This window comes from Arthrobacter sp. P4_F10 (assembly GCF_056401435.1).
In genome coordinates this window covers 569,882-592,370 of sequence record NZ_JBFUJJ010000001.1, presented here as the reverse complement: position 1 = coordinate 592,370, position 22,489 = coordinate 569,882, and the positions used below count along the sequence as shown (strand labels likewise).

21 protein-coding genes and 1 pseudogene are annotated in these 22,489 nt (G+C 64.6%); 13 read left to right on the top strand and 9 right to left on the bottom strand.

Going from position 1 to position 22,489, the window contains the following annotated elements; genetic code table 11:
* Window positions 1-48: 48 nt before the first annotated feature.
* Together AC1DR1_RS02755 and AC1DR1_RS02750 are read right to left on the bottom strand one after the other, a co-directional pair.
* On the bottom strand, window positions 49-342 hold the full coding sequence (locus tag AC1DR1_RS02755) for a putative quinol monooxygenase (protein ID WP_476992167.1): 294 nt from the start codon (window positions 340-342) through the stop codon (window positions 49-51).
* A gap of 56 nt (window positions 343-398) precedes the next feature.
* Window positions 399-1,397, bottom strand: coding sequence for a LacI family DNA-binding transcriptional regulator (locus AC1DR1_RS02750; protein WP_229995453.1), 999 nt, complete (start codon window positions 1,395-1,397; stop codon window positions 399-401).
* A gap of 165 nt (window positions 1,398-1,562) precedes the next feature.
* Between AC1DR1_RS02750 and AC1DR1_RS02745 the strand changes: the two genes are divergently transcribed.
* The 5 genes and pseudogenes from AC1DR1_RS02745 to AC1DR1_RS02725 form a co-directional block, all read left to right on the top strand.
* Window positions 1,563-2,681, top strand: coding sequence for a substrate-binding domain-containing protein (locus tag AC1DR1_RS02745; protein ID WP_476992145.1), 1,119 nt, complete (start codon window positions 1,563-1,565; stop codon window positions 2,679-2,681).
* A gap of 115 nt (window positions 2,682-2,796) precedes the next feature.
* Window positions 2,797-3,843, top strand: a complete 1,047-nt coding sequence (locus tag AC1DR1_RS02740) for an ABC transporter permease (protein WP_476992144.1) — start codon at window positions 2,797-2,799, stop codon at window positions 3,841-3,843.
* The gene (locus AC1DR1_RS02735; protein WP_476992143.1) at window positions 3,840-4,634 is read left to right on the top strand and encodes an ATP-binding cassette domain-containing protein; all 795 of its coding nucleotides are present in this window, start codon (window positions 3,840-3,842) and stop codon (window positions 4,632-4,634) included. The genes AC1DR1_RS02740 and AC1DR1_RS02735 overlap by 4 nt, the downstream gene beginning before the upstream one ends.
* 103 nt (window positions 4,635-4,737) lie before the next feature.
* A complete protein-coding gene (locus tag AC1DR1_RS02730; RefSeq protein ID WP_476992142.1) occupies window positions 4,738-5,715 on the top strand; it encodes a carbohydrate kinase family protein in 978 nt (325 codons plus the stop codon).
* A 14-nt stretch (window positions 5,716-5,729) separates the two neighbouring features.
* Window positions 5,730-5,918 (top strand): annotated as a pseudogene (locus AC1DR1_RS02725) (IS30 family transposase); the annotation flags it as partial.
* 66 nt (window positions 5,919-5,984) lie between these two features.
* On the opposite strand, the gene AC1DR1_RS02720 reads toward AC1DR1_RS02725, so the two are convergent.
* The gene (locus AC1DR1_RS02720) at window positions 5,985-6,869 is read right to left on the bottom strand and encodes an SDR family oxidoreductase (RefSeq protein ID WP_476992141.1); all 885 of its coding nucleotides are present in this window, start codon (window positions 6,867-6,869) and stop codon (window positions 5,985-5,987) included.
* On the bottom strand, window positions 6,862-7,845 hold the full coding sequence (locus AC1DR1_RS02715; RefSeq protein ID WP_364746793.1) for a helix-turn-helix transcriptional regulator: 984 nt from the start codon (window positions 7,843-7,845) through the stop codon (window positions 6,862-6,864). The genes AC1DR1_RS02720 and AC1DR1_RS02715 overlap by 8 nt, the downstream gene beginning before the upstream one ends.
* 173 nt (window positions 7,846-8,018) lie before the next feature.
* Here AC1DR1_RS02715 and AC1DR1_RS02710 point away from each other — a divergent pair, with 173 nt between their 5' ends.
* The 6 genes from AC1DR1_RS02710 to AC1DR1_RS02685 all read left to right on the top strand — a co-directional run bounded on the left by AC1DR1_RS02710 (window position 8,019) and on the right by AC1DR1_RS02685 (window position 14,769).
* On the top strand, window positions 8,019-9,041 hold the full coding sequence (locus AC1DR1_RS02710) for a LacI family DNA-binding transcriptional regulator (protein WP_364746791.1): 1,023 nt from the start codon (window positions 8,019-8,021) through the stop codon (window positions 9,039-9,041).
* Window positions 9,042-9,201: 160 nt separating this feature from the next.
* Window positions 9,202-10,497 carry a sugar ABC transporter substrate-binding protein gene (locus AC1DR1_RS02705; RefSeq protein ID WP_476992140.1) on the top strand — a complete coding sequence of 432 codons (1,296 nt, stop codon included), beginning with the start codon at window positions 9,202-9,204 and terminating at the stop codon, window positions 10,495-10,497.
* Window positions 10,498-10,574: 77 nt separating this feature from the next.
* Window positions 10,575-11,534, top strand: coding sequence for a carbohydrate ABC transporter permease (locus AC1DR1_RS02700; RefSeq protein WP_364746787.1), 960 nt, complete (start codon window positions 10,575-10,577; stop codon window positions 11,532-11,534).
* 46 nt (window positions 11,535-11,580) lie between these two features.
* Window positions 11,581-12,423, top strand: a complete 843-nt coding sequence (locus tag AC1DR1_RS02695) for a carbohydrate ABC transporter permease (RefSeq protein WP_364747070.1) — start codon at window positions 11,581-11,583, stop codon at window positions 12,421-12,423.
* A 36-nt stretch (window positions 12,424-12,459) separates the two neighbouring features.
* On the top strand, window positions 12,460-14,007 hold the full coding sequence (locus tag AC1DR1_RS02690; protein ID WP_476992139.1) for a glycoside hydrolase family 32 protein: 1,548 nt from the start codon (window positions 12,460-12,462) through the stop codon (window positions 14,005-14,007).
* A 105-nt stretch (window positions 14,008-14,112) separates the two neighbouring features.
* Window positions 14,113-14,769 (top strand): M15 family metallopeptidase, encoded by a 657-nt coding sequence (locus AC1DR1_RS02685; RefSeq protein WP_364746784.1) that lies wholly within the window; start codon window positions 14,113-14,115, stop codon window positions 14,767-14,769.
* 51 nt (window positions 14,770-14,820) lie between these two features.
* Here the strand turns inward: AC1DR1_RS02685 and AC1DR1_RS02680 are convergent, their stop codons facing one another.
* The 3 genes from AC1DR1_RS02680 to AC1DR1_RS02670 form a co-directional block, all read right to left on the bottom strand.
* The gene (locus tag AC1DR1_RS02680) at window positions 14,821-16,431 is read right to left on the bottom strand and encodes a glycoside hydrolase family 32 protein (RefSeq protein WP_476992138.1); all 1,611 of its coding nucleotides are present in this window, start codon (window positions 16,429-16,431) and stop codon (window positions 14,821-14,823) included.
* 115 nt (window positions 16,432-16,546) lie between these two features.
* Complete coding sequence (locus tag AC1DR1_RS02675) at window positions 16,547-18,145, bottom strand: glycoside hydrolase family 68 protein (protein WP_229993587.1); 1,599 nt, start codon at window positions 18,143-18,145, stop codon at window positions 16,547-16,549.
* Window positions 18,146-18,620: 475 nt separating this feature from the next.
* On the bottom strand, window positions 18,621-20,099 hold the full coding sequence (locus AC1DR1_RS02670; protein ID WP_364746780.1) for an MFS transporter: 1,479 nt from the start codon (window positions 20,097-20,099) through the stop codon (window positions 18,621-18,623).
* A gap of 84 nt (window positions 20,100-20,183) precedes the next feature.
* Here AC1DR1_RS02670 and AC1DR1_RS02665 point away from each other — a divergent pair, with 84 nt between their 5' ends.
* A complete protein-coding gene (locus AC1DR1_RS02665; RefSeq protein ID WP_476992137.1) occupies window positions 20,184-20,561 on the top strand; it encodes a MarR family winged helix-turn-helix transcriptional regulator in 378 nt (125 codons plus the stop codon).
* Between the two features lie 125 nt (window positions 20,562-20,686).
* Complete coding sequence (locus tag AC1DR1_RS02660) at window positions 20,687-21,562, top strand: PhzF family phenazine biosynthesis protein (RefSeq protein WP_476992136.1); 876 nt, start codon at window positions 20,687-20,689, stop codon at window positions 21,560-21,562.
* A gap of 5 nt (window positions 21,563-21,567) precedes the next feature.
* On the opposite strand, the gene AC1DR1_RS02655 is transcribed toward AC1DR1_RS02660, so the two are convergent.
* Window positions 21,568-21,720: a hypothetical protein gene (locus AC1DR1_RS02655; protein ID WP_229993583.1), complete on the bottom strand. Its 153-nt coding sequence runs from the start codon at window positions 21,718-21,720 to the stop codon at window positions 21,568-21,570.
* Window positions 21,721-22,204: 484 nt separating this feature from the next.
* Window positions 22,205-22,462, bottom strand: a complete 258-nt coding sequence (locus AC1DR1_RS02650; protein ID WP_229993582.1) for a hypothetical protein — start codon at window positions 22,460-22,462, stop codon at window positions 22,205-22,207.
* Window positions 22,463-22,489: the final 27 nt, after the last annotated feature.

Below are 22,489 nucleotides of genomic sequence, written 5' to 3'. Positions count from 1 at the left end.
GACGCAGCAGCTCCCGCCGACCGCGGATCGGCTGGATTTGGCTGAGGGCTATTCCAGCGGCAGGAGCCAGGTCAGCTCCGAGGCGTCGCCTTCGATGTGGCGGGCCAGTTCCTCGTTGAATCTGGCGCCGTAATCGGCGCCGATGTGTTCTTCGAACGCGGCTTCGTCGCGGTAGACCTCGAAGACAAAGTACTCCCGGGGGTTGTCTTCCCGGGTGCAGGGGAGGAACAGCTCGTTGCCCGGTTCACGACGGACATGCCGGGTCAGTTCGAGCATCATTTCAGCAACGCGGGCTTCGCTGCCGGGCTTGACGGTGAACTCGGCGTAGAGGGTTTTGGTCATCATGATCCCATTCAGGTTTTTGTGTTTGGCAGATTGTTCAGGAAGGTCCCCCGGCGTCAGGCCGGAGGGCGGAGTTCCCCGGAGCCTCTTTGTACCAGCTCAGACGGGACAACATAGGTATGCGGGGGCTGCTGGTCGCCATCGATCCTGGCCAGGAGCCGCTCTGCTGCCAGCTTCCCGATTCGCTCGGGGTGCTGGGCGATAACTGTCACGCCGGGATCCATCAAGTCGGCAAGCGTGAAGTCATCGAACCCTATCAAGGCCACGCGTTTGCTCAGCCCTAGCTCCCTCAGAGCGCGCATGGCACCGAAAGTGATGAGGTTCTGGCTGGAGAAGATCGCCGTCGGTGGTTCCGCAGCAGTGAGAAGCTCCAACGCGGCCAACCTGGCCGATTCCTCATCGTGCAGGTTTTCACGGACGGGAATCGTGGAGGTGGGAATTCCCTGCCGGCCAATCTCCTCAATGAACCCCCGCCGGCGTTCCCGGGCGGTCTGGATGTCCGTGCGGTCACCCAGATAGGCAAGCCTGGTGTGGCCGCGGCTCATCAGGTGAGCAGCCGCCCTCGCGGAGCCTGCGGCGTTGTCGGTCACGACGGCATCTGCTTCCACTCCTACCGGTTCACGGTCGATGAAGACCAAAGGCAGGTCACGGGAATGCTCCGGGATCACATACGCCTGGCTCCTGGCGATGGGCGTGAGGATGAGCCCGTCGACACGCCGCCCAAGAAATGCCGCCACGATGTCCTGCTCCCGCTGGGGGTCATCATCCAGGCTCGCCGCAAAGACCGCGATTCCCCTGGCCCCAAGAGCATCTTCTATTGCCCGGTTGATCTCGCCGCTGAACGGGTTGGAAACACTCGGCAGCAACAGCCCGACCGAGAGCGTCCTTCTGCCCGCGCGGCGCAGGCTGCCGGCCGCCATGTCCAGGTGGTAGTTGAGTTGTCGTGAAGCGCTGAGCACCTTTTCCCGGGTGGCGTCCGACACGCCAGGTTCGTCGTTGATCACCCGGGACACGGTCTTAATTCCGACGCCGGCAAGGGCAGCCACGTGGCGCATTGTCGGACGACTGGCGGAAAGGGCCGGCTGGCTACGATCGGACATCGTTGTCAAATAAATCGCTCCTTCTAAGTTGCATCTATTGACTCTCCAGTGTGATGCTGATTACATCGTACATGACATCGTTGTCGAGGCCAGTGAGGGCCTCAAACACCAGGAGATTCAATGTTGAGTTCCAAAGCACCCCGTTCAACGGCCACCCGCCTGTTCGCTGCGGGAGCAGTGCTGACCCTGGGAGCGCTCAGTCTTTCAGCCTGTGGTGGAAGTTCCCCGTCCGCCTCATCAACGGGAAGCGCGTCAGGGGACAAGGTCGGCGTCTCGCTGATCGTTAAGACCACGACCAACCCGTTCTTCGTCTCCATGCAGGACGGGGCAAAGAAGGCGGCCGAGGCCGGCGGCGTGGACCTGAAGCTCGCAGCCGGCAAGGCTGACGGCGACGAGGACACCCAGATCCAGGCCATCGAGAACGCCATCTCCAAGGGCGACAAGGGCATCCTGATCACCCCCAACGGTCCGTCCGTAGTGGACGCCCTGAAGAAGGCCAAGGACGCCGGGCTCTTCGTCATCGCCCTGGACACCCCGCCGGACCCGGCCGACGCCGCCGACATCACGTTCGCCACGGACAACTTTGCCGCCGGCGAGCTGATCGGCAAATGGACCGCAGCCCAGCTGGATGGGAAAAAAGCGACCATTGCCCTCGTCGATCTCTTTGACGACAAGGTTGTCTCGGTTGATTACAACAGGGACCAGGGCTTCCTGACCGGCCTCGGTATCGACACCGCGGACAAGAAGAAGAACGGCGACGAAGCCAAGACCGGCAAATACACCGGCGGCAAGGGCGGCGACTACGAGATCGTCGGCAGCCAGGCCTCCCAGGGCGCCGAGGACGGCGGACGCACCGCCATGGAAACCCTCCTCGCCAAGAACCCGAACATCAACGTCGTCTACACCATCAACGAACCTGCCGCGGCGGGTGCTTTCGAGGCCCTGAAGGCCGCCGGCAAGGAAAAGGACGTCCTGGTGGTTTCGGTGGACGGCGGCTGCACCGGCGTGAACAATGTCAAGGCCGGCGTCATCGGCGCCACGGCGCAGCAGTACCCGGTCAAGATGGCCGAACTGGGTGTGAAGGCCATCGTTGACCTCGCCAAGACCGGCCAGAAGCCGGCCAACTCACCGGGGCTGGACTTCTACAACACAGGTGTCGAGCTCGTCACAGACAAGCCGGCCGACGGCGTCAAGAGCATCACCACCACCGAGGCCTCCGACATCTGCTGGGGAAAGTAATCCACCCAGCTTCACTGCGGGGCGGGGAGTCCGGAGCCCGCTACTCGGCCTCCCCGCCCCGCATCTACCGAGCTAGGGCCGCCCTAGCAACCATCACGGAAGATCAGGACCAATCGTGACCCAGCAACAGACCGCCGGCCCGCCCAGCGCCGGGCATGCCGACCTGGCGGAGGAATTCCTTGACCGCCAGACACCGCTCAGCCGGATACGCAATATCCTTCACCGCTACCCCGCCGTCAGCCCCGCTCTCGTACTTCTCATCGCGGTGGTGGTGTTCGGCCTCCTCAATGACAGGTTCCTGCGGGTTGAAAACCTCTCCCTGATAACCCAGCAGGTCTCCGTCGTCGGCACCCTGGCCATCGCCCAGACCCTCATCATCCTCACCGCCGGCATCGACCTCTCCGTCGGTGCCGTCATGATCCTCTCCTCCATGGTCATGGCCCAGCTTGCCGTCAACAACGGACTGCCCGCACCTATTGCCCTGCTCGCAGGCCTCGTCGTCGGACTCGCCGCCGGAGCACTCAACGGATTCCTGGTCACCCGGTTCCGGCTCCCGCCGTTCATCGTCACCCTCGGCACGCTGAACATCTTCATCGCCCTGACACTGCTCTATTCCAACGGAGCGACAGTGCGCGGCTCGGCCATGCCGCCTCTGCTGACCTGGACCGGCACCACATTCCCGCTCGGCCCTGTGCGGATCTCCACCGGCGTCGTCATGATGCTCCTGCTCTACATCGCTGTTGCCTTCATCCTGGGCAAGACGGCCTGGGGCCGGCACGTCTACGCCGTGGGCGATGACAAGGAAGCCGCCCGCCTGGCCGGCATCCCCGTCAGCCGGGTGCTCATGAGCGTCTACCTCGCTGCCGGCGCTGTCCTGGCCGCCGGCGCCTGGATCCAGATCGGGCGGACCAACGCCGCCAGCCCCAACGCCGGCGTAGACCTGAACCTGGACTCCATCACGGCCGTCGTCATCGGCGGAACCAGCCTCTTCGGCGGCCGCGGATCCATCTGGGGATCACTCCTCGGGGCCCTGATCGTAGGCGTCTTCCGCAACGGTCTCTCCCTTGCCGGGCTCGACGTTTTGTACCAGACACTCGCAGTGGGCGTCCTGATCATCCTCGCTGTGTCCATCGACCAGTGGATCCGAAAGGTCAAGTCATGACCATGACAGAATTTACAGCGCCGCACGTCACCACCCGCGAACCCATCCTGCAGGCCCGAAATCTCGTCAAGACCTTCGGCCGCGTCGTGGGCCTCGACGGAGTCAGTCTCGACCTCTACCCGGGCGAAGTCCTCGCGATCATCGGCGACAACGGCGCAGGCAAATCAACCCTGATCAAATGCCTCACCGGCGCCGAAGTCCCGGACACAGGAGAACTCTTCGTCTCAGGACAGCCGGTGCACTTCAAACGCCCTCAGGACGCCCGTGTCCACGGCATCGAAACCGTGTACCAGAACCTCGCCGTCTCACCGGCCCTGGACGTCGCCTCCAACCTATTCCTCGGCCGGGAGGAACGGCGTGCAGGACTCCTCGGGAGCGTGTTCCGGATGCTCGACACCAAAGGTATGCGCCGGAAGGCCAAGGAAGAGCTGACCCGGCTGGGCATCTCCACCCTGCAGGACGTCACAGTGCCGGTGGAGAACCTCTCGGGCGGCCAGCGCCAGGCTGTCGCCGTGGCCCGCGCCGCGGCGTTCGGTTCAAAGGTCGTCGTGTTGGACGAGCCGACGGCGGCACTCGGCGTCCGGGAATCAAACCAGGTCCTGCAGCTGGTCCGGGACCTCCGGGACCGCGGACTGCCAGTCATCCTGATCAGCCACAACATGCCCCACGTATTTGACGTGGCGGACAGGATCCACATCCAACGCCTCGGTAAGTGCGCTGCCACCATCACCCCGCAGTCACACACCATGACCGACGCGGTCGCGATCATGACCGGTGCAGCCACCGCCTGATCACCTGCCGCCCCTATTTTCAGTCCGCGGACCCGGCTGCCGGTCCGCGGACTGAAGCGGCTCTGAACAAGCCCCGCCATCAGCTTCCTACGAGAGACACACCATGGATTACCTCAAAACAGCCCGGCCCGGCGCTCACCATTCCCTCGACGTCATGGTCGTAGGCGAAGCGCTGATCGACGTGGTCACCACGTCGCACGACAAAGTGGAACACCCCGGCGGTTCACCGGCCAACGTCGCCTACGGACTCGGCCGCCTCGGCGTAACAACAGGTCTGCTCACGGCCATTGCCCCGGACGCGCGGGGAGACTCTATCGAAAAGCATCTCAGCAGCGCAGGCGTCATACTTCTGCCCGGATCAAAATCCCTCACCCGGACAGCATCGGCAACAGCAACCCTTGAACCGGACGGCTCGGCCAAGTACGACTTCGACATCATCTGGGACCTTGCCCCAGCAGTCCCCGCCTGCGTCCCCAAAATACTGCACACCGGTTCCATCGCCACTTTCCTCAAACCCGGCGCCGGCGCCGTGAGGTCACTGCTCGAACAGGCACACAGACACTGCATGATCACCTACGATCCCAACATCAGGCCAGCCCTGCTCGGCAGCCATGCAGAAGCGAAGGCCACCTTCGAAGAGCTCGTGCCACTAACCGACGTCGTCAAACTCAGCGACGAAGACGCCCAATGGCTGTACCCGCAAAACAGCCTGGACGAAACCGCAGCCCACATCCTCGGTTTGGGCACCGGGCTTACCGTCATCACCAAGGGCGCCGAAGGCTCACAATTCACCACAACCGCCGCTAACATCAGCATTCCTGCGGTGAAGTCAAAAGTTGCCGACACCATCGGCGCCGGGGACTCCTACATGTCCGCCCTGATCCTGGGCTTTCTCACCCGAGGAACCGAAGGCTTCGCCCCAGCTGTCTTGGAGCAGCTTGGACACACCGCAGCTGCAGCCGCGGCCATTACCGTACAGCGCCCGGGAGCGAACCCCCCGACCCTGGAAGAACTCGACATCGCCGTCGAAGCCCATCCCCTAGCCCAATACGCCGACTCCCGAAGCACGTCGTCAAAATGACCGGTTGCCATATGCGTGGAATCAACCCGAATCAGATCGGCCAGTTCCGCACGGGTCAGTACTTCCCCAAAGGAACCGACTTGTCCGTCTACGGCCCCGAAGACCTTGAACACGTGGCCCAGGAACTCAACGCCCGACCACGCAAAACGCTCGGCTGGGATACCCCGGCCGAGCGCGTGCGTGATCTACTAATGACCGCCTAGCCACCAGCAGTGTTGCAACGACCGCTAGAAACCGCCGACCTCCCGCCGTCGTCCGTTTGCGTTTTATCAGGCGGCGTCGTGGGCGAGGTTGCTGGAGAGCTCGCGGTGGGCGCCGGCCTGGTCCTGGAGCGCCTTGGCCCGGGTCTCGAATACGCCGACGGCGTCTGCGCCGGCGGCAAAGCGCAGCGGCGGCTCGTCCAGTTCGGCGAGCTGRATCAGGGCGTCGGCGAGCTTGGCGGGATCCCCGCCCTGCTGTCCGTCCAGGCTTTGCCAGGCGGCGACGGTCTGGCGGGTGCGCTCGGCGTAGTCGTTGATGGTGGATTCGGCGTAGCTCGTGGATTCCGGTGTGAGCAGTTCGGTGCGGAAGAACCCCGGCTCCACGAGCATGGTGCGGATCCCGAACGGGGCGACTTCGGGGGCCAGGGACTCGGCCCAGCCCTCGACGCCGAACTTTGATGCGGCGTAGGCAGACAGGAACTCCCCGCCTGCGATCCCCGCGGTCGAAGAGATTGTGACCACCAGCCCTGAGCGCTGGGCCCTCAGGACCGGCAGGGCCGCGCGGGTGACGTTCATGGGGCCGAACATGGTGGTTTCGATCTGCGCCCGGAAGTCCTCCGGGGTGATTTCCTCGAAGAAGCCTGCGTAGAAGTTGCCGGCGTTGTTGACGAGCACGTCGATCCGGCCGAACCGGTCGACGGCGGCCTGCACGGCCGCTTCCGCCGCGGCGGGGTCGGTGACGTCGAGCTGCACGGCCATCAGGTTCTCGCTCTGGCCCACGGCCTGGGCGACCTTTTCCGGGTCGCGTCCGGTGGCGACCACCGCGTGCCCGGCGGCCAGGGCTGCCTTCGCGATGTCGGTGCCCATGCCGCGGCCGGCGCCGGTGATGAACCAGACTTTCTTCCCGGGCATGTTTTCCTTCTGGCCTGTCATGTTGTCGTTGTGTTCACTCATGTGACGGTTCTGTCTTTCCTGGGTTGTGTGGCCCCGGCTGCGCGTGGGCGCGCATCTCGGGGACGGTCGATCCACCGGCGGGACCGCCGGTGGTGGTTGTTTCGGGAGGCGTTGCCGCCCAGCTGGCGAGGAACGCCAGCGCGTTTTCGGACCCGGAGCCGGGCTCCGCGGTGAAGGTGAACAGGGTCTGTCCCTCATCTCCGGGAAGGGCCAGCGTCTCGAACTGCAGGGCCAGGTCCCCCGCGACGGGGTGGTGGAAGCGCTTGGTCCCTGTGGTGTGGATCCGCACGTCGTGTCCGGCCCATAGTGCGGCGAACAGCCCGCTGCGTGTGGTCAGCTCCCCGACCAGCTCGTTCAGTGCCCGATCGTGCGGGTTCCTGCCCGCTTCCAGGCGCAGCATCGCCACCGTGGTGGCGGCGATCGCGTGCCAATCGGGGTAGAGGTCACCTGCGTGCGGATCGAGGAAGAGGTAGCGTGCCTGGTTCGGCAGCCGCCCCGGCGTGGCCGGCCCCGACTGTACGGCAGAGTTGAACACCTCCGCGTACAGCGCACGGCCCAGCAAGTTGGCGGCCAGCACGTCCGAACGCCCGTTCTGCACCAGGGCGACCACTCCGGTCATGCCGTCCAGGAGTCGCAACACCCCGGGGCGGACCCGCTGCTGCGTGGGCCGGAGCGGCGCCCGGCGCGACGGTGTGCTGGCCGTCCGCACCAGATCCATCAGGTGCGCCCGCTCGGCGTCGTCCAGCCGAAGGGCAGAGCCGACCGCCTCGAGCACCGCGTCCGAGACGCCGCGCAGGCTGCCGCGCTCAAGCCGCGTGTAGTAGTCCGTGCTCACCCCGGCGAGCTGCGCCACTTCCTCACGGCGCAGGCCTGGCACGCGGCGCAGCTCCCCGTAGCTGGGGATGCCGGCCTGTTCCGGGCTGATCTTCGCGCGCCGCGAGATCAGGAACTCACGGATTTCCTCTTTTCTTTCCACATCCACCACGCTACGCAGGCCGGGCGGCCGGTGGCAGTGTCTATCAGACACCCCCAATCCGGCCAACGTAGCCGAGGGCGCAAGCGATGTCGCCACCCCTCTGTTGACAAATGCAAAACGTTTTGTGTAGCGTAGCTCACACCAGATACAAAACGTTTTGCAAAGGGAAGTCAATGACGACAAAAGTGGGAATACGCGACGTGGCCAAGGCCGCCGGGGTTTCAGTCACCACGGTGTCGCATGCCCTCAACGACGCCACGAGTTTCCGGGTGAAGGCAGCGACGCAGCAACTCGTCCGGGACGTGGCCAGGGATCTTGGGTACGCCCCGAACAAGATGGCCAGCGGACTGCGCAACCAGCGCTCCCAGATCCTTGGGCTGGTGAGCGACGAAATCACCACCACCCCCTTTGCAGGCGCAATGATCCGCGGGGCGCAGGACGCCGCCTATGACCGCGGCTATGTGGTGATGGTGGTCAATTCCGGCCTGGACAGCGAGCTGGAAAAGCGTGAAATCAACATGCTGCGGCAGCACCAGGTGGACGGGGTGGTTTATGCCCGGATGTACCACCAGAGCGTGCGGGTCCCCGCGGAACTGGAGGGCCTTCCCACCGTGCTGTTGGATTCCGTCACTGACAACAGGTCCATTTCCTCGGTTATCCCCGATGAAGTGGCCGCTGCCGAGACGGCCGTTGAAGCAATCATCCAGGCGGGCCACACCCGGATCGGGATGATCAACAACGTGGACGACATCCCCGCCACGCACGGCCGCAGGGAGGGTTTCCTTAACGCTCTCCGGCGGCACGGCCTGGAGCACGACCCCCGCCACTTCGTGATCGGCCAGCCCGAAACCGCGGGGGGCCGCGAGGCCGCGCTGGGGCTTCTCGGTCAGCCCGACCGGCCCACGGCCCTGTTCTGCTTCAGTGACAGGGTTGCCATGGGCGCCTACCAAGCGGCCACGGCATTGGGGCTGCGCATTCCCCAGGACGTGTCCATTGTGGGGATCGACAATCTCGAAATCATCGCAGACGCCCTGTGGCCGGGGCTCACTACCGTCGCCCTTCCCCACTACGAGATGGGCCGTTGGGCGGTCAACCGAGTCCTGGACGACATTGAAAATCCCGGCGCACCGGCAGCCCAGACGCAACTGGAGTGCCCCCTCATTGAGCGGGGGTCCCTCGGCCCGCCGCCAAGTTAGCTGATTGCCGGCAAGAGGCGCCCTCACCGAACCGTTCCACCGCTCCACTGTTCCACTGCCCGGGGACCGCACGAAAAGGGACGCAGCCGTTGCACCGGCCGCGTCCCGCCGGACCCGGGACAATCCCCCACGCCCAAATTCAGCAGAAAGATTGACCATCATGAACAAGCGATTCACCCGGATCCTCGCCACCAGTGTAGCTGCGGCGGCCCTTGTCGGCTCCCTGGGCGCCTGCGGAAAGGGCAGCGCCTCGGCCCCGTCCGCAGGCTCCAACGAGATCACCATGTGGACCCACAACGCGGGCAACCCCGAAGAACTCACGGCGATTGAAAACATCGTGGACTCGTACAACAAGAGCGCCGGCGCCAAGGTCAAGATCAAGGTCCAGGCGTTCCCGCAGGACTCCTACAACGACTCCGTGGTCTCGGCCGCGGCCTCCGGGAAGCTTCCCTGCATTGTTGACATTGATGGCCCCAATGTTCCCAACTGGGCCTGGGCGAAGTATCTGACACCGCTGCAGCTCGACGCGGATGTGTCCAAGAATCTGCCGAGCACGGTGGCCAAATGGGAGGGCGAGACCTACGCCGTGGGCACCTATGACGTCGCGCTGGCGATGCTTGCACGCGCCTCCGACCTCAAGGCAGCCGGTGTCCGCGTCGCCACTGTCGAGAAGCCGTGGACCAAGGACGAGTTCCAGGACGCGCTGAGCAAACTCAAGGCCCTGGGCAAGTGGGAATACCCGCTGGACATGGGTACCGCCGGAACCGGCGAGTGGCTGCCCTACGCCTACTCGCCGTTCCTGCAGTCCTTCGGTGGGGACCTGATCAACCGCGACGGGTTCCAGTCGGCAGACGGCACCCTCAATGGCGACAAGGCCGTCGAATGGGCCCAGTGGTTCCGCGGCCTTGCCGACCAGGGATTCATGGCCAAGAAGAGCGGCAAGGACTCCACCCAGGACTTCCTCAACAACAAGAGCGGCATTCTCTACACCGGCTCCTGGGCCGCGGACAAGGCACGCGCAGCGGTGGGTAAGGACCTCGTGGTCATGCCGTCAGTGGACCTCGGGAACGGCCCCAAGATCGGCGGCGCCTCCTGGCAGTGGGGTGTGACCAGCGGCTGCACCAACTCCGCGGCAGCCATGGACTACCTCTCCTACTCACTGAAGCCGGAAAACCTGGCCGCGGTGGCGAAGGCAACGGGCACCATCCCGGCCACCGACGAGGCCGCCGCACTGATCCCCGCGTACGCCAAGGGCGGCACAAACCGGATCTTCATGGAACTCTCCCGCAACTACGCGGTGATGCGCCCTGAAACCCCGGCCTATCCCTTCATCGCCACCGAATACGGCAAGGCTGTCCAGGACATCCTCGCCGGCGCCGACCCCAAGACGGCGCTGGACAAGTCGGTCAAGGCCATTGACGCCAACATCAAGTCCAACGGCGGCTACAAGAACTAGCCGGCTGCCCGCGGTACGACGGCGGTGCGCAACCGCCGCCGTCGTACCTCCGGCCCTGACTGTCGACGGAGAAAACCATGACAACAACCCAGCTCCCCTCCCCCGGCCGCGGCCTGGCGGATCCGGCCCCGGCCGCACCGCCCAGCAAACCGCGCCGCCGCCCACGCCGCCTGCGCGAACAGATCAGCGGCTGGGGAATGATCGCCCCGGCCGCGGTCCTCCTGCTCGCCTTCGTCTTCCTCCCGGCGATCATGGGCTTCGGCCTGGCATTTACCAACGCCCGGCTTGTTTCCCCGCGGCCCGTTGAGTTCGTCGGCACGGACAACTTCGCGCGGCTCTTCGCGGATCCCACGTTTTGGCGGTCGCTGCTGAACGTCAGCTATTTCGCCGTCGTGGTGGTGCCGGTCCAGTCGGGCCTCGCCCTGGCGATGGCCCTCCTGATCAACAAGAAGTTCCGCGGCGTAAACTTCTTCCGCACCATCTACTTCCTTCCCGTGGTGACGTCCATGGTGGTGGTGTCCCTGCTGTGGATGTTCATGTACCGCAAGGACGGCCTGATCAATGAGTTGCTGTCGACGGCCAGTTTCGGCCTGATCAACGGCCCGGACTGGCTCAACGATCCCGCCACCGCCATGCCGGCCATCATCGCCCTGTCCATCTGGCAGGCCGCGGGTTTCCACATGATCATCTGGCTCGCAGGTCTGCAGAGCATCTCCGGGGAACTGTACGAGGCCGCCCAACTCGACGGGGCCAGCCGCTGGCACCAGTTCCGCTACGTGACCTGGCCCGGCCTCAAACACACGCGCACCCTGGTCCTGGTGACCATCACCATCCAGGCGCTCGGGCTCTTCGACCAGGTCAGCGTCATGACCCAGGGCGGGCCCCTCGATTCCACCACCACCATCATCTACGAGGCGGTGCGCTCCGGCTTCAAGCAGCAGGAGACCTCCTACGCCTCGGCCATCTCGCTCGTGTTCTTCGTGCTCGTGCTGCTGATCTCCGCAGTGCAGCGCTACCTGACCCGAGAGAAGGACTGACGTGAAACAGACACTCAATTCCAAGGGTCTCGGCAGTGCAACGACCATGGCGGTCCGCCTCCTGTTCGCTGCCGTCGCCGCCTTCCCCATCGTGTTCATGATGGTGTCCTCCCTCAAGCCGGACCAGCAGATCTTCGGCGACATGTCCTCGGTGGCAGCGTTCCTGCCGATCGGCAACATTTCGCTGGACAACTACGCAGCCGTGTTCGACCGGGTCCCGGCCGCCCGCTTCCTGGTCAACTCCATCGGCATCTCCGCGGTCACGGTGGTGCTCGGCATCTTCATCAATAGCCTCTGCGCGTTTGCCTTGTCCCGCATGGAGGTCCGCGGCAAGCGGGTGGTGTTCACCGCGATCCTCGCCACCCTCATCGTGCCCTTCCAGACGCTGGCGCTGCCGCTGGTGTGGTGGGTCAACCAGCTGCCGTACTTTGAGCTCAACGGGTTCAGCCTCGAAATCTCAAAGGGCTGGCTGGACACCTACCAGGTCCAGATCATCCCTTTCATCGCCAACGCGTTCTCCATCTACCTGTTCCACCAGTACTTCGAGTCCATCCCGAAGGAACTGGACGAGGCAGCCCGGATCGACGGCGCCGGCTGGTTCACCATCTACCGCAAGGTGGTCATGCCCCTCGCGGGACCGGCCACCGCCACCGTGGCCATCCTGACCTTCCTGCCCGCCTGGAACTCCTACCTGTGGCCGCTCATGGTGGTCCAGTCCGAGGAGCTCCGCCCGGTGATGATCGGCATCCAGTACTTCTTCCAGCTCAACGTCTCCTGGGGCGAGGTGATGGCTTACGCGTCCCTCATCACCATTCCCGTGGTGGTCCTGTTCGTCGCGTTCCAGCGATCCTTCATCAACAGCATCGCCTCCAGCGGCGTCAAGGGCTGACCAGCCTCCTCACGCGAAAGCCTGCAAAGAACCCTCATGAAAACACTCACCGAACTCGACTGCCAGTACCGGCCACAGTGGCACTACTCAGCGGAGCGCAACTGGCTCAACGACCCCAACGGCCTGGTCTACTCCAACGGCACCTACCACCTCTTCTACCAGCACAACCCGCACGGCGCTGAATGGGGCAACATGTCCTGGGGCCACGCCACATCCACGGACCTGCAGCACTGGGACGAGCAACCCGTGGCCATCTGGTGCGATGACCAGGAGGCCATCTTTTCCGGCTCCGCCGTTCTCGATGTCCATAACACCAGCGGTTTAGGCGTCGGCGGAGTGCCTCCGCTGGTGGCCATCTACACCAGCGCGTATTCGCCCGCGTCGCCGCTCGCCGGACGGCAGGCACAGTCCCTCGCCTACAGCACGGACGAGGGCGCCACCTGGACCAAGTACGCCGGGAACCCAGTGCTTGACCGGGCGTCCCCGGACTTCCGTGACCCCAAGGTCTTTTGGCACGACGGTGACGCCGGCAGCTATTGGGTGATGGTCGCCGTCGAGGCTCTCAACCACGAGGTGGTTCTCTACAAGTCGGCGGACCTGTTGTCCTGGGAGTACCTGAGCACCTTTGGCCCCGCGAACGCCACGGGAGGGGTGTGGGAGTGCCCGGACCTGTTTGAACTGCCGGTGGACGGCGATGCCTCAAACACCCGGTGGGTCATGGTGGTAAACCTGAGCCCCGGCGGCATCGCCGGCGGCTCCGGCGGCCAGTACTTCATCGGAACGTTCGACGGCGTGAGGTTCCGTTCCGAAACCACAGTCACCGAAGGCGTGCAGGCCGACGACCGCCGGATGGCCGACTACGGATGGCTCGACTGGGGGCGGGACTACTACGCGGCCGTGTCCTTCAGCAACGTCCCGGACGGCCGGCGGCTCATGATCGGCTGGATGAACAACTGGCAGTACGCCGCCTCAACACCCTCAGACGGCTGGCGCAGCGCGATGTCACTTGTCCGTGAAGTCAGGCTGGTGTCCCGCGGCGGGCGCCCCGTGCTGGTGCAGGAGGCGGTGGACCCGTTCGACAGCGACTGTGCAGAGCCGTTTGCCATGGATCGGCAGCCGTTGGCGGAAGGGGTGACGTGGCTTCCAGCCGAGGCCTGCGGTGATGTGCTGCGAATCGATGCGGAATTCGAGCCGGGCACTGCCAGCAGGGTAGGTCTCGTGCTCCGGGCCGGCAGCGAAACGGACGGTGCATCCGGCTCCAGGTCCGGGCCCGGGGCCGGGGCCGGGGCGCGCATTGTCCTGGCCTACAACTGCCTCACGGCGGAGCTCAGCCTGGACCGGACCGGATCCGGCAACGTGGGGTTCCACGAGGCATTCCCGTCGGTGGAGCGCGTTGCCGTGCCATTGGAGGACGGCCGGCTACGGCTCCGGGTCTTCCTGGACCGCTGTTCCGTCGAAGTCTTCGCGCAGGACGGCCTGGCGACCATCACTGATCTGGTCTTTCCTGCACACGCCGGCAACGCCGTCGGACTGCTGGCCGAAGGCGACGGCGGCACCCTGGCGAGTCTGGCCGTCCTCCGTTGACCATCTAAAGCGTTCAACCTCGACCACGGCCCCGCACACCGGTAGAGTTCCCGCATCTGTTCCGGACACTTCTTGGGGGCCATCGTGCTTAAAGGAATCAGCAGGATGACAGGTGCTGTGGCGGGGCTGGTGCTTTCGCTCGGCATGATCGCACCATCGGTGACGGCAGTGGCCGCGGTGGGCTACGACTTCGATTCTGCCGCCAGCCTGCAGGTGGCGGTCAACAAGCACCGGCAGCTGAACCCGGCTGCTTATGTGCCGGGGCAGCTGGTCAGGGTCCAGGGCGAACGCTTGCGGACGCAGGCCGCGGACGCCTACAAGCAGTTTGCCAGAGCCGCCAAAGCGGCCGGCGTGAACGTCATGCCGATCAGCGGCTACCGTTCGTTCAGCGAGCAGGCCAGCCTCTACGACAGCTACGTGCGCCAGTACGGACAGGCGACGGCAGATACCCTTGCAGCCCGGCCCGGCTACAGCGAACACCAGACCGGCCTGGCGATGGACATCGGCAATGCCAGCGGAACCTGCGCCCTGCAAGCCTGCTTCGCAACTACCCCGGCAGGCCAGTGGGCTGCTCAGCACGGCTGGGAGCACGGATTCATCATCCGATATCCGGCCGGGGCCGGGGCCACTACCGGCTACACCTACGAGCCATGGCATCTGCGCTATGTGGGACGGGCGATCGCCGAGGATATGCATTGGACCGGGATTAGCACCCTTGAGGAGTACTTCGGTCTGGGCGCGGCCCCGGATTATCTCCCGTAATGGACTCGCTCTTCGCCGTCGTGCGGTGCGCTGTGGGCCGCACGTCACCGGTCAGTGTGTGGAGGCCAACCGCCTGTAGCTGAAGGACTTCAGCGTCAGCGCGCCCCCCGCCGTGGCGGCTTTGATGCTCGGCGTCCCCGCGGAGGGGAAAACGAGTGAGGTCATGGTCTTTTCCCCGCCGTTGATGAAAACCTCCACCGAGCTATAGTCGACGAATATCGATAGCTCCACTTTGCCGTCTCGCGCTGGGCTGACTGCGCGCCGCGATGCCCGATAGTCCGGACTGAGTCCGGCCTTGCCGGTGGCGGCAGCATCAGCCTCGCGGGAGATGAATGCCGATTGGTCGGCAAAGTCATATCCGACAGTCGCGAACGTTTCCCCGTCGCTTCCGAGTTCGATCCTCGCAACGGAACCGTCGTCGTCCGCCGTCCGCTCAAGAGTCACATCGAGCCGGTACGCTCCGCCCTCCGGAGCCGGCAACTGTCCTGCGCCGTCCTGTGTTAGCCGGCGTTCCCCGGTCGTTGCCACCGGGCCCTCAATGGACTGCATGGCGGCGGAGGGGCTCGACACAAGGGTCGGCGTCCCCGCGATTGTCTTCAGCCGGATGTCGCGCACCATGGAGTCGGCGCCGCCGTGCCAGTCCTCGGTGGGCAACTGCCGGGCGTACGCCCAGTTGTTCATCCACCCGATAGCGTGCCTGGAGGACATCCGCTGGCCTTCGGTGAGCCTCGGATCGTCCCACGTCACGGCTGCGTAGAAGTCGGAGCCGGCGTCGAGCCACTGATGCGGCCCGCCGGACGGGGTGAAGCGGGTTCCGTCCCACTCGCCAGTCCAGTAGGCAACGCCAGTGGTGAATCCCTCTTCTTTTCCATTCGCGCTGGCGGCAAGGACCCAGGTCCGTTTGGATGGATCACCGTCGAGATCCAGTTGGAAGAGGTCCGGGCATTCGAGGGCGCCAAGACCGGTGCGTTCGACGCCCGAGGCGTAGCGCCAGTCCTTCAGGTCGGGCGAGGTATACATGCCGATTTTGTCGCCTTCGGCCAGGGCCATCACCCATTGGCCGTGGGCTTCATCGCGGATGATCTTAGGATCCCGCCAGTGCGGTTCGCCGGGGTTATCCATGACCGGATTCTGCCTGTACGCGGTGAAGGAGTATCCGTGGTCGGTGGAATAGAACAGGGATTGCCGCTGGATTCCCTGGTCCTGCTGCGTCATGACAGCGATCACGGCTCCTTTGCCAAAGCCGGCCGAGTTGTCATGGTCCACCACGGCGCTTCCGGTCTCGATATCGCCCAGCCCGTTTTTGTACTTGGCGATCGCCACCCCCTCGTCCTTCCAGTGCACCAGGTCTGTGCTGGTCAGGTGGTACCACTCGGTGCCGTTCTCTTTCGGGTAGCCCGCGTTGTAGAGGTAGTAGTAGTGCCACACGCCGTCCAGCAGGATCGGACGCTGCGGATCATTCATCCAGTTCTTCGCGGGCGTGATGTGATAGCTCGGCCGGAACTCGGATGCCCCCTCAGGCCGATCGAAAGCTGAATGCGCCTGCTCGGCCTGGCTCTGGGCGCCCGGACGGGATCCCGTCGCAGGGACCAGCGCCAGCGCGACAAGAACGGCCGCGGCCGCTGCTGCGAGCACAATCCAGATCGTCCGAAGGTTTTTCATGACTCAACATTCCTGTTTCTGGCGGAAGCCATCCCGCCCCATCTATGGCCTGTATATGCGGAGGACGGAAGCGCCCGGAATTCCGGGCGCTTCCGCCTCATGACTGCCTATTGCACTACTTGTAAAGGCCGGCTCCGCCGACGTTGAGGTTCGTGGGCAGGTACCCGAACGGGCCAAGGCCGTTCTGGCCGAAGGTGCGGTCAACTGCCGAAACTCCGTTGCGGAAGTTGATCTTCACGGTGGGCGAGAGTGAACCGCCGCGGACACCGTTCACGTTGTCGATGAAGGACTGCACCAGACCGCCCGGCTGCACGTAGTGCGAGTAAGCCTGGAACTGGCGGCCGTTCTGGAGGGGATTCGGTCCTTCGGGCGCGTTGGCCGGCATGTTCAGGTCCGTGGGGGAAGCCAGAGCCAGGCCGCTGTTGTTCATCGGCTGGTAGTCGGAACGGACACCGTTGCCCACGAAGCCGTAGACGCCGTCGGGGCCACGCATTCCGTCAGCGTAGGTGAACTGGTGGCTGATGGTGAACAGGTAGTACTTGTTCTTGCCGTCCTCGTTCTGGATGAAGATCTGCGGGCGCTCGGTCTGGTCGTTGACGCAGTTGGCGGACAGGATCGGCGGCAGGAAGTGCCACTTGGTCAGGTCCTTGTTGTCCGCGACGGCCAGGCCGACATTGGCGGTCTGGAACCAGGAACCGGTCGTGGTGTTCACAGTGTTCGTGGATTCGGCATTCGGATCGCCGGGCTGGTAGCCCAGGTCTTCGTCCTTGCACTTGTAGTCGCCGCGCTTGCCGCCGGTGTTGCCTTCGAAGACCATGAAGGTCTTGCCGGGCTGAGCCGGGTCCGCAAACGTGTACGGGTCCCGGAAGGCAAAGCCCGGGTTCTGCGCCTTGTTCTGGTACATGACACCGTCGGGCTCGAGGAGCTTAGTGTGCTCGAAGCCGTCGAAGCTCACGCCGTTCTGGTCCGCGTGGATGTTGCCCAGCGCCTTGGCAATCACGGCATCAGGGGCGATTCCGCCGCCGCCGGCGTTGCGCTCGGCAACGTCGTAGAACGTGGTTGCCGTGTAGAAGACGTTGACGTTGTCGCCCTGCATGAGACGGGTGGAACCGGACCATTCGGTGTTGCCGATGGAGGTGTTGTCCAGGAACAGGTGTCCACCGTAGTTCCACTTATCCTTGGCCGGGTCGGCGTTGGTCTTGCGGAAGAAATAGCCGATCCGTGCGTTCCAGTGCCGCTGGTCGAAGCCGTATCCGGCGTGGCGATCAGCAACGAGTGAGAAGATGACGTCCCAGCCCTTGTAGCTGATCTGGTTTGCGTTCTCGTCGGTCAGGGACCAGGTGTCCCAAACCCACACGTCGTCGTTCATGGCCGGGAAGTTCTCGGGGATTTCCGGCATGGTGACGTTCGGGCTCATGGAGTTCTGGCCCGGGGACACGGCGGTGCTGCTTTGGGCCATGATCTGCTTGGCATCCGCACGCGTCCACTTGGAGGTGAAGGCTGCGGCGGGATCGAACGACTGCTGGGTGTGCTTCGTGGGCAGGGGGAAGCCGGGCGTCGGAGCCGGCATCTGCCCGCCGCTCGGCGGATCCGAGGGCGTGTTTGCCTGCGCTGACGGAACGGAAAGGAAGACGGAGGCCGCCACGGCCGCCGCCAGTGCCGCGGCGACAGAACGCCACCGCAGCTTCCGGGGTGTATTGGGATGCTCGTGCATTTTTGCTCTTCTCGCGGAGTGAGACCATTCGTGGAAGGCGGGCGTGTGCCCTCATTCCCCGAAACTCCGGCAGCCCCGATGACACCGCAGGCGTCATCGAGGACGCCATTGTGTCGAGGGGCGGGACCTCGGTAGGGCCCCGCCTGATGGCCCGGGAGGGTGCTGACTTCCCGGACGTTCATCACCGTAGACAGTGCTGGCGAGGATTCAAAACCACATTTCAGGCACGAAAGAGGGCCAGAACGTGAGGCATGTAAGCGCTTGCACAACATTTGCGCGCGCGTGCCACGACTCAAATTTTGTGTCAAATGTTTCACAAAAAATATGCTTTATTTTCTAAGTTGCCCGCTGTTCACCCGTTTGTTCCTCCGTAGTCGTGCGCCATTGCGCCCAACAGGGCCGTCTCAGGCCCAACGCAAACCAGAGCCCCCGGCCTAGGCCGGGGGCTCTGGTTGGACGTCACGTCCAGGCCGACTCAGTGATCTACTGCCACCCGCTTCCGGCTCCGGGAGGGCGCCGCTGCGATGAGCAAGGCTGCAAGCGCCACGGCCGCGCTCAGGATCAGGCCCGGGCGATACTGTTCCAGCATGGCCGCCGCACCCAGGCCGGCGCCGCCGGCGGACGCATTGCCGTGACCGCTGACCATGGCGGTGGTGACGGCGAGAACCAGTGCAGCCCCCACCTGGGTGCTGGTCTGGATCAGGCCGGCCGCCAGACCCTGCTCAGAGTTCCGGATGCCCGCGGTGGCCTGGACGTTGATTGACGGGAAGGCCAGGGCGAAGCCGACACCCAGCAGCAGAACTGAGGGCAGAATGTCCGTCACGTAGTTGGGCGACGTGCCCACCCGCAGAAACAGCAGATAGCCGAGCGCCAGCGAGGACAAGCCGGTCAGGATCAGCCGCGGTGCGCCAAACTTGTCGATGAGCCGGTCAGCGAAAGGTGCGCTCGAGGCCACCAGCAGGCCCGTGGGAAGAAGCGCCAGGGCCATGCCGAGGGGGCTCCATCCCAGCACGGACTGCAGGTAGAGCGTGAGGATGAACTGGAAGCTCAAATATGAGCCGAACAACCCCACGGCGCTGAGGTTCGCCCGCGCCACCCAACCTTCCCTGAGGATGCTGAACCTGATCAAGGGGTGCCTGACGCGGTTCTCGATCACCGCGAAGGCTGCCAGCACCGCTGCCGAGGCCACGAATCCGGCGATAGTTGCCACAGATCCCCAACCGTTCCCGGGTGCCGCGACGAGTGTGTACACGAGCCCCAGCATGCCGGCGGCGAGTGTGACGGCACCCCAGAGGTCGTGCCCGCTGTCATGATTACTGCCCTCGGCCTTGCTGGCGGCGTTGTCCCGCGGGATGTATTTCAGGCCAAGAATCACGACGGCGACCGCCACCGGTACCGAAACCAGGAAGGTCCAGCGCCAGCTCATCGCAGTCATCAGGCCCCCGACGACCAGACCGAGTGAGAAGCCGCTGGCGCCGAAAGTAGTGAAGATGGACACGGCCCGGTTGCGTTCCCGACCTTCCGCGAAGTTGGTGGTGATGATCGAGAACGCGGCAGGAGCGGTGAACGCGGCAGCTAGGCCCTTGAGGAAGCGGGTGCCGATCAGCAGGGCGGGGTCATCCACCAGGCCGCCGAGCAGGGAAGCTGCGGCGAAGACGCTGAGCGCGATCAAAAAGATGCGCCGCCGCCCGAGCAGATCGGCCATCCGGCCGCCCAGCAGAAGAAGGCTTCCGTAACCGAGCACGTAGGCGGAGACGATCCACTGGAGCGACTCGGTTCCCAGGTGAAGTTCAGTGCCGATTGAAGGCAGTGCCACACCGACCATGGACACGTCCAGCGCATCGAGCGCCAAAACGGTGCACAGGACCAGGAGCAGCATCCACTGCGCACGGCTCCAGCGGACGGGAGCAAGCCGGTCTCCGGCAGGTCTTTGAAGAGTGGAAGTTGAGGTCATGGCACTAATTTATATGACACGTCATTGAATGACAAGGAATATTATGACGTGGACTTTTATTTCGCCATGAACTAGAATTTCGGCATGACAACACCGCAGGACCGCCAGCTGGTTGAGCAATGGCGCAGCATCCAGACCACGTACTTCCGCACCGCGGCGGCGATCGACCGCGCCCTTGAGTCGCGGTTCAACATCGGCCTGACTGAGTTTGAAATCCTGGATCTCGTGGCCGAAAGCGAAGACGCAGCGTGCCGGATGAAGCAGCTGGGTGAGCGCACCCCCATGACCCAGAGCGCCATGTCCAAGGTGGTGGATCGGCTCGACAAGGCCGGACTCATTTCCCGCCGCTCCTGCCAAGATGACCGGCGCTCACTCTTTCTGGAACTCACCGACGCCGGCCGTGCGCTCCACCGGGAAGCCGCGATCGAACACCGTGCCCTGCTCAAGGAAAACCTCGCCTGAGCCGGCAGAGCCAGGATTTGCCGCGACGCGACCTCGCTTATCACCTCTCCGTGATGCACACCCATAGCCTGCCCGCATGGGTGGATCACCGCTGCCCCGGTGGCTGGACATGCGAGGATCGGGGTATGGAAAACACCCCCGAGGTCCTCCGCTATGCGGCCTTTTCCACGACGCCAAACGGCGGCAACCCCGCCGGACTGGTGCTGGATGCCAGCCATTTGGACGATGCCGGGATGCTGGCGGTGGCGGCCGCCGTCGGGTATGCCGAAACGGCCTTCGTGACGGAGCCGGGCGTCGGCGGGGACCCGCGCCGGAGCCGGGTTCGGTACTTTTCGCCGATCGCGGAGGTGCCATTCTGTGGCCATGCGACGATTGCGCTGGCCGTTGCGCTGAGCGCCCGCGACGGGGCAGGATCCTTCACCTTTGACACTCCTGTCGGCCCCGTCGTCATCGAAACTGCGGGCGACGGCGCCGACATCACCGCCTCGTTCACCGGGGTTGAGCCACAGCTGGCCGCATTCGATGACGACGTGCTGGCTGACCTCCTGGGCCTGCTCGGCGTCGGGCTGGCCGATCTCGATCCCGCCTACCCGCCGCGGATCGCGTATTCGGGGAACTGGCATCCGGTGCTGGTCTTCGCCGACAGCAACCTTTTCGACTCCTTTGGCTTCGATCCTGAGGGGGTGCGCCAGCTCATGGATGCCCAGGGCTGGGCCGCCACGGTAGCCGTCCTGCACCCGGTGGCAGATGGCGATTTCGAAGCCCGGAATCTGTTCCCCGTGGGAGCCATCACGGAGGACCCGGCAACAGGGGCCGCCGCGGCGGCAGTCGGCGCCTACCTGCGCATCCTGGGCCTGGTGGAGCCCCCGTCGAGGGTCCTGATCCACCAGGGACGGCACGTCGGCCGGCCAAGCGTACTCACAGTGGACATTCCCGCCGCCGGCGGAATAGTGGTCAGCGGCAGGGCCGTCCGGATCCCCGCCGCTACCGGCAGCAGCTGACTTGTTTAGCTGTTGCCGGTGTAGACGAGACTGTCGGGGTCGATTTCGTGAGCCGGGGCATCCGCAAGTCCCTGCGGGGACAGATCCATGTCCATAAGCCCGGGTGGTTGATTGTGGGCCGTGGAATGCCCGGTGGTGGATGTGCTGTGGTTGGTCACGGTGTGCCCCTAATACTTTGTTGGATACAGACCCCGGATGATGCTGCCTGTCATGGGCGGGGTATTTCCATCTGGAACCCGCACCGGCACCGCAGAACACGCGTCCGGAGATAGTCGCCCAGAATATCCGGAGTCCCGGCATGAGTGGAAACCGGCCGGTGCGCGCTGCGCCGCTCGGGGTCCACCGCTGACATCGGCTCCTGGCAGTGGCGGTAGGTCTCGTCCCTATGGACGGCGCCGCTGCTGTTCCCATTCGGCCCCGGGATGGCTGCGAGAAAGGCCGCGGTCGTAGCCACCACGTGCGAGCTGCCGCAGTTCGTGCAGCTAATGGCGGCCGCGAGGATTTCCCGCTGCGGATTCATCGTCGTGACGGAGTCCAGGAGGAGGTGCCGGTCGGTGTCGCATGTCGCACACCATGGCCGGCGGCCTCGGGGCTGGTGGGCATCCCGGGGCAGGTACGTGCTTGACGTGATTGTCATCCGGGTCAGACCAGACCCGGGTAGCTGGCCAGGATGTAGTCCGCTGCGGCCGGTCCTTTCATGCGGAGGCCGTTGCGCTTGGGATGGATCTGCTTCTCCTTCATGGCCGCCCAGAAGGCATCTTCCGGGCGGGGTGTGGCCTGGCTCAGGAAGCACCAGCTGGTGTAGAGGCCGTAGAGGCAGTCCCGGCCCAGGGAGTGGTCGGATGCAGGGTCTTGGGTAGTGGCTTCCTGCAGGAATTGGTCGTATTGAGAAGTTGCCATGAGTGGCTCGTTTCCTCGCGGTGCATT

Bases quoted from the DNA above. Each gene is read 5' to 3' on its own strand.
- AC1DR1_RS02730 (WP_476992142.1), top strand. From the start codon at position 4,738: ATGGATTACCTCAAAACAGCCCGGCCCGGCGCTCACCATTCCCTCGAC.
- AC1DR1_RS02745 (WP_476992145.1), top strand. From the start codon at position 1,563: ATGTTGAGTTCCAAAGCACCCCGTTCAACGGCCACCCGCCTGTTCGCT.
- AC1DR1_RS02755 (WP_476992167.1), bottom strand. From the start codon at position 342: ATGACCAAAACCCTCTACGCCGAGTTCACCGTCAAGCCCGGCAGCGAA.
- AC1DR1_RS02680 (WP_476992138.1), bottom strand. From the start codon at position 16,431: ATGAAAAACCTTCGGACGATCTGGATTGTGCTCGCAGCAGCGGCCGCG.
- AC1DR1_RS02690 (WP_476992139.1), top strand. From the start codon at position 12,460: ATGAAAACACTCACCGAACTCGACTGCCAGTACCGGCCACAGTGGCAC.
- AC1DR1_RS02700 (WP_364746787.1), top strand. From the start codon at position 10,575: ATGACAACAACCCAGCTCCCCTCCCCCGGCCGCGGCCTGGCGGATCCG.
- AC1DR1_RS02750 (WP_229995453.1), bottom strand. From the start codon at position 1,397: ATGCGCCACGTGGCTGCCCTTGCCGGCGTCGGAATTAAGACCGTGTCC.
- AC1DR1_RS02650 (WP_229993582.1), bottom strand. From the start codon at position 22,462: ATGGCAACTTCTCAATACGACCAATTCCTGCAGGAAGCCACTACCCAA.
- AC1DR1_RS02685 (WP_364746784.1), top strand. From the start codon at position 14,113: ATGACAGGTGCTGTGGCGGGGCTGGTGCTTTCGCTCGGCATGATCGCA.
- AC1DR1_RS02675 (WP_229993587.1), bottom strand. From the start codon at position 18,145: ATGCACGAGCATCCCAATACACCCCGGAAGCTGCGGTGGCGTTCTGTC.
- AC1DR1_RS02665 (WP_476992137.1), top strand. From the start codon at position 20,184: ATGACAACACCGCAGGACCGCCAGCTGGTTGAGCAATGGCGCAGCATC.
- AC1DR1_RS02695 (WP_364747070.1), top strand. From the start codon at position 11,581: ATGGCGGTCCGCCTCCTGTTCGCTGCCGTCGCCGCCTTCCCCATCGTG.
- AC1DR1_RS02710 (WP_364746791.1), top strand. From the start codon at position 8,019: ATGACGACAAAAGTGGGAATACGCGACGTGGCCAAGGCCGCCGGGGTT.
- AC1DR1_RS02660 (WP_476992136.1), top strand. From the start codon at position 20,687: ATGGAAAACACCCCCGAGGTCCTCCGCTATGCGGCCTTTTCCACGACG.
- AC1DR1_RS02735 (WP_476992143.1), top strand. From the start codon at position 3,840: ATGACCATGACAGAATTTACAGCGCCGCACGTCACCACCCGCGAACCC.
- AC1DR1_RS02705 (WP_476992140.1), top strand. From the start codon at position 9,202: ATGAACAAGCGATTCACCCGGATCCTCGCCACCAGTGTAGCTGCGGCG.
- AC1DR1_RS02670 (WP_364746780.1), bottom strand. From the start codon at position 20,099: ATGACCTCAACTTCCACTCTTCAAAGACCTGCCGGAGACCGGCTTGCT.